Annotated in this window: 10 protein-coding genes; all 10 read left to right on the top strand. The window is 64.1% G+C overall.

Going from position 1 to position 9,768, the window contains the following annotated elements; all coding sequences use genetic code 11:
• Positions 1-188: 188 nt before the first annotated feature.
• Positions 189-521: a flagellar hook-basal body complex protein FliE gene (fliE, locus tag DMX12_RS28430; protein WP_003254438.1), complete on the top strand. Its 333-nt coding sequence runs from the start codon at positions 189-191 to the stop codon at positions 519-521.
• A 15-nt stretch (positions 522-536) separates the two neighbouring features.
• Positions 537-2,315 (top strand): flagellar basal-body MS-ring/collar protein FliF, encoded by a 1,779-nt coding sequence (gene fliF / locus DMX12_RS28425; protein ID WP_054904678.1) that lies wholly within the window; start codon positions 537-539, stop codon positions 2,313-2,315.
• Positions 2,308-3,327, top strand: a complete 1,020-nt coding sequence (gene fliG / locus DMX12_RS28420; RefSeq protein WP_003254434.1) for a flagellar motor switch protein FliG — start codon at positions 2,308-2,310, stop codon at positions 3,325-3,327. The genes fliF and fliG overlap by 8 nt, the downstream gene beginning before the upstream one ends.
• Positions 3,328-3,436: 109 nt before the next feature.
• A complete protein-coding gene (fliH, locus tag DMX12_RS28415; RefSeq protein ID WP_110680057.1) occupies positions 3,437-4,225 on the top strand; it encodes a flagellar assembly protein FliH in 789 nt (262 codons plus the stop codon).
• Positions 4,215-5,570, top strand: coding sequence for a flagellar protein export ATPase FliI (fliI, locus tag DMX12_RS28410; RefSeq protein WP_110680056.1), 1,356 nt, complete (start codon positions 4,215-4,217; stop codon positions 5,568-5,570). The genes fliH and fliI overlap by 11 nt, the downstream gene beginning before the upstream one ends.
• Before the next feature lie 6 nt (positions 5,571-5,576).
• Positions 5,577-6,029, top strand: a complete 453-nt coding sequence (fliJ, locus tag DMX12_RS28405) for a flagellar export protein FliJ (protein ID WP_110680055.1) — start codon at positions 5,577-5,579, stop codon at positions 6,027-6,029.
• 114 nt (positions 6,030-6,143) lie between these two features.
• On the top strand, positions 6,144-6,446 hold the full coding sequence (locus DMX12_RS28400; protein WP_110680054.1) for an STAS domain-containing protein: 303 nt from the start codon (positions 6,144-6,146) through the stop codon (positions 6,444-6,446).
• Positions 6,447-6,454: 8 nt separating this feature from the next.
• Positions 6,455-8,146, top strand: a complete 1,692-nt coding sequence (locus DMX12_RS28395; RefSeq protein WP_110680053.1) for a fused response regulator/phosphatase — start codon at positions 6,455-6,457, stop codon at positions 8,144-8,146.
• A gap of 47 nt (positions 8,147-8,193) precedes the next feature.
• Positions 8,194-8,541, top strand: coding sequence for an Hpt domain-containing protein (locus DMX12_RS28390; protein ID WP_110680052.1), 348 nt, complete (start codon positions 8,194-8,196; stop codon positions 8,539-8,541).
• 70 nt (positions 8,542-8,611) lie between these two features.
• Positions 8,612-9,768 (top strand): flagellar hook-length control protein FliK (locus DMX12_RS28385; RefSeq protein ID WP_110680051.1); only part of this gene is annotated, 1,157 nt, incomplete at its 3' end.

Raw genomic sequence — 9,768 nt, 5'->3', positions numbered from 1 at the left:
GCGCCGCGCGGGCGGCGCTCAATCTCACAGGCAGTGAAGATGCAGCGGCTACCCTTGCCAGGAACCATAGAATCTCCCACAGGGGTGTGATGTTGCCTGAACGCTAGAGGCTGGCACCTTTGTTGCTTTACCTAGGCTATTCGCTGCATGGGTGTCAAAAAAATGCGGCCGCAGGAGAGAGAAGGGTCATGAGCCAAGGTGTTGAATTCAATCGTCTGATGCTGGATATGCGCGCCATGCAGGCCGACGCCATGTCGCTGCCCAAGGTCACCGCTGCCCCCGAGCTGGCGCCCGGTCAAAGCACCTTTGCCGACATGCTCGGCCAGGCCATTGGCAAGGTGCATGAAACCCAGCAAGCCTCGACCCAGTTGGCCAACGCCTTCGAAATCGGCAAGAGCGGCGTCGACCTCACCGACGTGATGATCGCTTCGCAAAAGGCCAGCGTGTCGATGCAGGCCATGACCCAGGTACGCAACAAGCTGGTCCAGGCGTACCAGGACATCATGCAGATGCCGGTTTGAGGACGGATGTAACCCATGGCTGAAGCAGTCGTCGATAACGCCCCCGCCAAGGCTGGTTCGCCAGCGGCCAAGCCGCCGCTGTTCGGCATGGCGTTTCTGGAAAACATCGCGCAGATGCCCATGCTGCGGCAGGTCGGCCTCATGGTCGGCCTGGCGGCCAGCGTGGCGATCGGCTTTGCCGTGGTGCTGTGGTCGCAGCAACCCGATTACCGTCCGCTGTACGGCAGCTTGTCGGGCATGGACACCAAGCAGGTCATGGACACCCTGGCTGCGGCCGACATTCCGTACAACGTCGAACCCAATTCTGGCGCCTTGCTGGTCAAGTCCGATGACCTCGCCCGCGCACGCCTGAAACTGGCCGCGGCGGGCGTGGCGCCAAGTGACGGCAACGTGGGCTTCGAACTGCTCGACAAGGAGCAGGGCCTGGGCACCAGCCAGTTCATGGAGGCTACCCGCTACCGCCGCAGCCTGGAAGGCGAGCTGGCGCGCACCGTGTCGAGCCTGAACAACGTCAAGGCCGCCCGCGTTCACCTGGCCATTCCTAAAAGCTCGGTGTTCGTGCGCGACGAACGCAAGCCCAGCGCTTCGGTACTGGTCGAGTTGTACCCAGGCCGCGCCCTGGAGCCCGGGCAGGTGATGGCTATCGTCAACCTGGTCGCCACCAGCGTGCCGGAGCTGGACAAGTCACAGGTCACCGTGGTGGACCAGAAGGGCAACCTGCTGTCCGAGCAGATCCAGGATTCTGCGCTGACCCAGGCTGGCAAGCAGTTCGACTACAGCCGCCGGGTGGAAAGCATGCTCACCCAGCGTGTGCACAACATTTTGCAACCGGTGCTGGGCAACGACCGCTACAAGGCCGAAGTGTCCGCCGACCTGGACTTCAGCGCGGTCGAGTCCACTTCCGAGCAGTTCAACCCCGACCAACCAGCGCTGCGCAGTGAGCAGTCGGTTGATGAGCAACGTGCCAGCAGCCAAGGCCCGCAGGGCGTGCCTGGGGCGCTGAGCAACCAGCCGCCCGGTGCGGCCACGGCACCGCAGACCACCGGTGGCGCCGCCACCCCGGCAGCGGCCATTCAGCCTGGGCAACCGCTGGTCGATGCCAATGGCCAGCAGATCATGGACCCGGCCACCGGCCAGCCGATGCTCGCGCCGTACCCGTCGGACAAGCGTCAGCAAAGCACGAAGAACTTCGAGCTGGACCGCTCGATCAGCCACACCCGCCAGCAGCAAGGGCGCATGACCCGTCTGTCGGTGGCCGTGGTGGTCGACGACCAGGTCAAGATCGACCCGGCGACCGGTGACACCACCCGTGCCCCGTGGGGCAGCGAAGACCTGGCGCGCTTCACCCGCCTGGTGCAGGACGCCGTTGGTTTCGATGCCAGCCGTGGCGACAGCGTGACGGTGATCAACGTGCCGTTCGCGGCCGACCGTGGCGAGGAAATTGCCGACATCGCCTTTTACCAGCAGCCGTGGTTCTGGGATATCGTCAAGCAGGTGTTGGGCGTAGTGTTCATCCTGGTGCTGGTATTCGGTGTACTGCGGCCGGTGTTGAACAACATTACAGGGGGCGGCAAGCAAGCTGCCCCGGATAGCGACATGGAGCTGGGCGGCATGATGGGTCTGGATGGCGAACTGGCCAACGACCGCGTCAGCCTGGGTGGCCCGACAAGCATTCTGCTGCCTAGCCCAAGCGAGGGTTACGAGGCACAGCTCAACGCAATCAAAGGCCTGGTGGCCGAAGACCCGGGCCGTGTTGCCCAGGTCGTGAAAGAGTGGATCAACGCCGATGAGTGATAACCGAGCCGTTACCGCCAAGCTGAGCCGCGTGGACAAGGCGGCGATCCTGTTGCTCTCGCTGGGTGAAACCGATGCGGCGCAGGTGCTGCGGCACATGGGCCCCAAGGAGGTACAGCGGGTAGGTGTGGCCATGGCGCAGATGGGCAATGTGCACCGTGACCAGGTCGAGCAGGTGATGAGCGAGTTCGTCGACATTGTCGGCGACCAGACCAGCCTGGGCGTGGGCTCCGATGCCTATATCCGCAAGATGCTCAACCAGGCGCTGGGCGAGGACAAGGCCAACGGCCTGGTCGACCGCATCCTGCTGGGTGGCAACACCAGTGGCCTGGACAGCCTGAAGTGGATGGAGCCGCGCGCCGTGGCCGATGTGATCCGCTACGAGCACCCGCAGATCCAGGCCATCGTGGTCGCCTACCTCGACCCCGACCAGGCTGGCGAGGTACTGAGCAACTTCGACCACAAGGTGCGCCTGGACATCGTGCTGCGCGTGTCGTCGCTCAACACGGTGCAGCCAGCGGCCTTGAAGGAATTGAACCAGATTCTGGAGAAGCAGTTCTCGGGCAACTCCAACGCCGCGCGCACCACCCTGGGTGGCATCAAGCGCGCCGCCGACATCATGAACTTCCTCGACAGCTCCGTGGAAGGCGCGTTGATGGATGCGATCCGCGAAATCGACAGCGACCTGTCGGAGCAGATCGAAGACCTGATGTTCGTCTTCAACAACCTGGCTGATGTCGACGACCGCGGTATCCAGGCGCTGCTGCGGGAGGTGTCGTCGGACGTGCTGGTGGTATCGCTCAAGGGTGCCGACGAGCGCGTCAAGGACAAGATCTTCAAGAACATGTCCAAGCGTGCCTCGGAGCTGCTGCGCGACGACCTGGAGGCCAAGGGCCCGGTGCGGGTCAGCGATGTGGAAACGGCGCAAAAGGAAATCCTCACCATTGCCCGGCGCATGGCCGAAGCCGGCGAGATCGTGCTTGGCGGCAAAGGCGCCGAGGAAATGATTTAAGCGGCAAGCTACAAGCGGCAAGCTAAAAGAAACAGCAGCCCTTGCGCAGCCTGCTTTTTCTTCAAACTTGCCGCTTGAAGCTTGCCGCTATGACCCACAGGCATTACCAATGTCCACCAAAGAACACCACCCCAGCGACCTGATCCGTGCCCGCGACCTCGAGGGCGTGGATGTATGGGCGTTGCCCAGTTTCGACCCGCAACCCGAGCCCCAACCTGAGCCAGAACCCGAGGTGGTCGAGGACGAAATCGAGGAAGTGCCGCTGGAAGAAGTCCAGCCACTGACCCTGGAAGAGCTCGAAGCCATACGCCAGGAAGCCTACAACGAGGGCTTCGCCACCGGTGAGCGCGAGGGCTTCCATAGCACCCAGCTCAAGGTGCGCCAGGAGGCCGAAGAGGCGCTCAAGGCCAAGCTCGACAGCCTTGAGCGGCTGATGAGCAACCTGATGGCGCCGATTGCCGAGCAAGACACGCAGATCGAAAAGCAGCTGGTGCAGCTGGTCGCGCACATGACCCGCCAGGTGATCGGCCGTGAGCTGCGCACCGACTCCAGCCAGATCACCCAGGTGTTGCGCGAGGCACTCAAGCTGCTGCCCATGGGCGCGGACAACATTCGTATTCACCTCAACCCGCAGGATTTCGAGCTGGCCAAGGCCCTGCGCGAACGGCACGAGGAAAACTGGCGGCTATTGGAAGACAGCGCCTTGTTACCGGGGGGGTGCCGCATCGAAACCGCGCACAGCCGCATCGACGCGAGCATGGAAACGCGTACCGAAAAGGCCGTGGCGCAATTGTTCGACCAGTTGCACGACCATTCCCTGCACCCGGCTCAACCCGACCTGGCGATAGACCTGGATGCGCCGGTCGAGCCTGCCGTGGACAACCCTGATGCGCCTTGAACGCACCAGTTTCAGCAAGCGCCTGGGCAGTTACGCTGAGGCCATTGCGCTGCCCGCCCAGCCCATCGTCGAAGGCCGCCTGCTGCGCATGGTCGGCCTTACCCTGGAAGCCGAAGGTCTGCGTGCCGCCGTTGGTAGCCGCTGCCTGGTGATCAACGACGACAGTTACCACCCGGTGCAGGTCGAGGCCGAGGTCATGGGCTTTGCCGGGTCCAAGGTGTTCCTCATGCCGGTGGGCAGCATTGTCGGCATTGCCCCGGGCGCACGCGTGGTGCCGCTGGATGACGGCGGCCGCCTGCCCATGGGCATGAGCATGCTCGGCCGGGTGCTGGACGGAGCGGGCCGCGCGCTGGATGGCAAGGGCGGGATGAAGGCCGAGTATTGGGTGCCGATGGACGGGCCGGTGATCAACCCGCTCAACCGCGACCCGATCAGCAAACCGCTGGATGTGGGTATTCGCAGCATCAACGGCCTGCTGACCGTCGGCCGCGGTCAGCGCCTGGGCCTGTTTGCCGGTACTGGCGTGGGTAAATCGGTATTGCTGGGCATGATGACCCGCTTCACCGAAGCGGAAATCATCGTGGTCGGCCTGATTGGCGAGCGGGGCCGCGAGGTCAAGGAATTCATCGAGCACATTCTCGGTGAGGAGGGCCTGAAGCGCTCCGTGGTGGTCGCCTCGCCGGCCGACGATGCCCCCCTGATGCGCCTGCGCGCCGCCATGTACTGCACGCGCATTGCCGAGTACTTCCGCGATAAAGGCAAGAATGTGCTGTTGCTGATGGATTCGCTGACCCGTTTTGCCCAGGCCCAGCGGGAAATTGCCCTGGCCATTGGCGAGCCGCCGGCCACGCGGGGTTATCCGCCGTCGGTGTTTGCCAAGCTGCCCAAGCTGGTGGAGCGGGCGGGTAATGGCTTGCCGGGCGGTGGGTCGATCACCGCGTTCTATACCGTGCTGTCCGAAGGTGACGATCAGCAAGACCCCATCGCGGATTCGGCGCGTGGTGTGCTTGACGGGCACTTCGTGCTGTCGCGGCGCCTCGCGGAGGAAGGCCATTACCCGGCCATCGATATCGAAGCCTCGATCAGCCGGGTGATGCCGCAGGTGGTGGATGCCGACCACTTGCGCCAGGCGCAGAAATTCAAGCAGCTGTGGTCGCGCTTGTCGCAAAGCCGCGACCTGATCAGCGTGGGTGCCTATGTGGCGGGCGGCGATCCGGAGACTGACCTGGCGATTGCCCTGCAGTCGAAGCTGGTGGGCTTCTTGCGCCAGGGCCTGCGTGAAAACGTGGGTATGGCGCAGAGCCGTGAAGAGCTGGGGGCGATCTTCACGCCCCCGGCCGGCTGATAGGCCATGGCCCTCCCTGGGCGCGCCGCGCGCCTGGCGCCGGTGATGGACATGGCCGAAGAGGCCGAGCGCAAGGCCGCCCAGCGGCTGGGCCATTTCCAGCAGCAAGTTGCCGTCGCCCAGGCCAAGCTGGCCGAGTTGGAGCGGTTTCGCGAAGACTACCAGCAGCAGTGGATCAACCGCGGTGGGCAGGGGGTCAATGGCAACTGGCTGGTGAACTACCAGCGCTTCCTTGGCCAGTTGGAAACGGCGATGACCCAGCAGCGGCAGAGCCTGGTCTGGCACCAGAACAACCTCGACAATGCCCGTGGCACGTGGCAGCAGGCCTACGCCCGGGTGGAGGGGCTGCGCAAGCTGGTGCAGCGCTACCTGGACGAGGCCCGCCGCGCCGAGGACAAGCGTGAGCAGCGCCTGCTGGACGAGTTGTCCCAGCGCCTGCCGCGGCAAGATCAGTTCTGAATCCGGGGCGTCGCTTTGTGAAGCGGCCTGTGGGCGCCGTGTTCTTGCCGCCCGTGCCATCGCCTGCTAAACCTTCAACAAGCTGTATTCGCCATCATCGAAGGAATCGCTCGCATGGCAGTGGAAACTGATCTCACGCAGGATGGGAAAACGTTGACGATCAAGATCAAAGGACGCTTCGATTTCAGCCAGCATCAGGAATTTCGCGGTGCTTATGAGCGCCAACCAGGCCGGCACGATCGCGTGGTTGTCGATCTGAAAGACACGACCCACCTCGACAGTTCGGCCCTGGGCATGCTGTTGCTGCTGCGTGACCATGCGGGCGAAACGGTCGAGGTGGAAGTGATGAATCCCAGCTCAGATGTGCGCAAGATTCTCGCCATCTCCAATTTCGAAAAACTCTTCAAGATCAGCTGAGCGCCGACATGCCGGCCGAACAGGCATTGACCGTACTGGTTGCCGAGGACGGTGCCGCCGACCGTCTGTTGCTGGCGCAGATCGTGCGCCGCCAGGGGCACGAGGTTGTCACTGCGGAAAATGGTGAGCAGGCCGTGGCGCTGTTCGTCGAGCGGCGCCCGCAGTTGGTGCTGCTGGATGCGCTGATGCCGGTCATGGACGGCTTCGAGGCGGCGCGGCAGATCAAGGCCCTGGCCGGCGAGGCGCTGGTGCCGATCATTTTCCTCACCTCGCTGAACGAGGAGGAGGCCCTGGTGCGTTGTCTGGAAGCGGGCGGCGATGACTTCATGGCCAAGCCCTACAGGGCGGTAATACTGGCAGCCAAGATCCGCGCCATGGACCGCCTGCGTCGGTTGCAGGGTACCGTGCTGGCGCAGCGCGACCAGATCGCCCGGCACCACCACCACTTGCTCAACGAACAGCGGGTGGCCAAGGCCGTGTTCGACAAGGTGGCGCATGCCGGCTGCCTGGCGGCGCCGAACATCCGCTACCTGCAATCACCCTACGCCTTGTTCAATGGTGACCTGATGCTGGCGGCCTTCACACCGGCCGGCGACATGCGTGTACTACTGGGTGATTTTACCGGCCACGGCTTGCCGGCTGCGGTGGGTGCCATGCCGCTGGCGGAGGTGTTCTACGGCATGACCGCCAAGGGCTACGGCATGGCCGAGGTCCTGCGCGAGATGAACGCCAAGCTCAAGCGTATTCTGCCGGTCGACATGTTCTGCTGTGCGGTGCTGCTGAATCTGAGCATGCAGTGTGGCGCAGTAGAGGTCTGGAATGGCGGCATGCCTGATGTCTACCACCTCTCGCTGGATGGCCAGGTGTTGTCGGTGCTGCAGTCTCGGCACCTGCCCCTGGGTATTCTGGCGGCCGAACGCTTCGATGCCAGCACAGAGATGTTGCCGCTGGTGCCAGGGGAGCGCCTGTTCCTGCTGTCGGACGGGGTGCTGGAGACTGCCGACGAGCAGGAGCGCCTGTTCGGCGAGCGGCGCCTGCGCGAGGTGCTGAACGCCAATCGTGACCCGGCCCGCTTGTTCGACGAGCTGCTGTTGGCCTTGGAGCGTTTTGGAGGGCACCCGCGCGACGATATCAGCCTGTGCGATATCCGCATGTTCGGTGCCAAAGAGCGGCCACCGATGCCGGTGGTCTACGCTGACAGCGGACGGTCCAGCCCGCAGGACTGGTCGTTGGCGTTCGAGGTGCGGGGTGCCAGCCTCAAAAGTTTCAACCCGGTGCCCTACATGGTGCAGTTGTTGCAGGAAATACCCGGCTTGCGAGCGCGCACTGGCCACCTGCACAGCGTGCTCAGCGAGTTGTATTCCAATGCGCTGGAGCATGGCGTGCTCGGCCTGGATTCGCAGCTCAAATGCGATGTGCAGGGCTTTGCCGACTATTATCAAGAACGGGCGCGGCGCCTGGCATCGCTGGCTGAAGGTTGTGTAAGCATCCGTTTCAGGGTTGAACCGCGTGGCCAGGGTGGGCGTCTGAGTATCGAAGTCAGCGACAGCGGCGCTGGTTTCGATGTGCCGAGCGTACTGGCACGGGCTGTGCCGGACCACGGCCTGAGTGGGCGTGGCCTGAACCTGGTGCGGCAGCTGGCCGGTGATGCGCGCTGGGCAGAGGGTGGGCGGTGTGCGCAGGTGGAATTCGAATGGTGAGCCCCGGGCGGGCTTGGGCATAATCTGCTTGATCAGGGAGTGAGCAAGTGACGGACATGCATATCGATCACCGGGTCCTCAACGACCTGCGTGAGGTCATGGAGGATGGCTATCTCAAGTTGGTGGAGACGTTTCTCGAGGATTCGGAGTGCCGCGTGGGGCAACTGCATGCGGCCAGAAGTGCCCCCGAACTCAGGGCGGCTGCGCACAGCTTCAAAGGCAGCAGCAGCAATATGGGCGCGATGGTTTTGGCCAGCCTGTGCCAGCAGCTTGAAGAGCGAGCGCGGCGGCCGCCGCTGTACGGCATCGAGGACCTGATCAGCCGTATTGACCTGGAGTACAAGGAGGTAGAGCGCTTTTATCGCGCAGAGAAAGCTCGCATTTCTGCAGGCTGACGGCTAGTTGGCGCGAGTCTTGCTTTTCTCCGCCAGGAAGATACTCACGTTCTGGCGCGGAGACCGCTCGATGCCTGTCGCACCCAACCCTTTTTTTCAAGCCAATGTCCCCGCCAGTAGCGCGCGTTCAACTGCCCTGCAGGCAGACAAACCCGTGCAGGCGTTGGGCGACAAGGGCGACGGCTTCGACCAGGTCATGGCCCGGCAGCGGCGCAACCCGCCGGCTGGGCCCGATGACAAGGTTGCCCAGGCCAGGCCCAAGGACAAGCCGGAAGCGGCTGTTGGCGGCAAGAAAGACCCGGGCAGCAAGGCAGCGGTTGCCGATGACGGCAACAAATTGCCAGATGACGATACCGCCCAGGCCGATGCCGGGCTGACGGACGCCAGCCTGGTGGCCGGGCAGGTCACCGATGGCCAGCCCGGCGGGCAGTTGATCCAGGCCCAGGCCGAGGCGGTGACGCCCGTGTTGCAAGCCGCCACGGCGCAAGCCCAACTGGCCACCGCAGTGCCGGCAGAACCCACCGAAGAAGCCTTCGACCCTGACGCCGACCCCTTGGCCAACCTGCCAACCCTGCGCCTGGCGCTGGAGCACAGCGCCCAGGCCAAAGGCAGTACTTCCGCACATGCCCTTGATCCGGCTCAGGCCCAGGGCGATGACGGCCGCGCTGCCGTCAATACCTTGGCGAATCTGGTCGAGCAAGCCGAGGGCGACGCTACCGAGTCCGGTGACGGGGCGTTCGGTGCCTTGCTCGAAGATGGCCTGAAAGACACCAAGAGCGCTGCCAGCGACACCCGTATCGACGACTTCGCCAATCGCCTGGCCAGCCTGACCCAGGCAGCCACGGCCAAGACCGCCAACGCGGTGCCGGCCAGTGCCAGCCCGCTGCACCAGCCCTTGCCGATGAACCAGAATGCGTGGGCTGAGGGCCTGGTCAACCGGGTCATGTACTTGTCCAGCCAGAATCTCAAGTCGGCGGATATCCAGCTGGAGCCGGCCGAGCTGGGCCGCCTGGACATTCGCGTCAATGTGGCGGCGGACCAGGCGACCCAGATCACGTTCATCAGCGGCCACGCGGGCGTGCGTGATGCCCTGGACAGCCAGGTGCACCGCCTGCGCGAGCTGTTCGCCCAGCAGGGGCTGGCGCAGCCCGACGTCAACGTCGCCGATCAGTCGCGGGGGCAGCAGCAGCAACAGGGCCAGGCACAGGACAGCAACCTGTCCGGGGT

It is taken from the genome of Pseudomonas sp. MB-090624, assembly GCF_003205245.1.
Lineage (GTDB): Bacteria > Pseudomonadota > Gammaproteobacteria > Pseudomonadales > Pseudomonadaceae > Aquipseudomonas > Aquipseudomonas juntendi.
Note: the sequence above shows the minus strand (reverse complement) of the source record. Positions and strands in the feature narration are given on the sequence as shown.

What these genes read in the sequence shown, in the direction of transcription:
- fliE (WP_003254438.1), top strand. Translation starts at nt 189, where the DNA reads ATGAGCCAAGGTGTTGAATTCAATCGTCTGATGCTGGATATGCGCGCC.
- fliF (WP_054904678.1), top strand. Translation starts at nt 537, where the DNA reads ATGGCTGAAGCAGTCGTCGATAACGCCCCCGCCAAGGCTGGTTCGCCA.
- fliG (WP_003254434.1), top strand. Translation starts at nt 2,308, where the DNA reads ATGAGTGATAACCGAGCCGTTACCGCCAAGCTGAGCCGCGTGGACAAG.
- fliH (WP_110680057.1), top strand. Translation starts at nt 3,437, where the DNA reads ATGTCCACCAAAGAACACCACCCCAGCGACCTGATCCGTGCCCGCGAC.
- fliI (WP_110680056.1), top strand. Translation starts at nt 4,215, where the DNA reads ATGCGCCTTGAACGCACCAGTTTCAGCAAGCGCCTGGGCAGTTACGCT.
- fliJ (WP_110680055.1), top strand. Translation starts at nt 5,577, where the DNA reads ATGGCCCTCCCTGGGCGCGCCGCGCGCCTGGCGCCGGTGATGGACATG.
- DMX12_RS28400 (WP_110680054.1), top strand. Translation starts at nt 6,144, where the DNA reads ATGGCAGTGGAAACTGATCTCACGCAGGATGGGAAAACGTTGACGATC.
- DMX12_RS28395 (WP_110680053.1), top strand. Translation starts at nt 6,455, where the DNA reads ATGCCGGCCGAACAGGCATTGACCGTACTGGTTGCCGAGGACGGTGCC.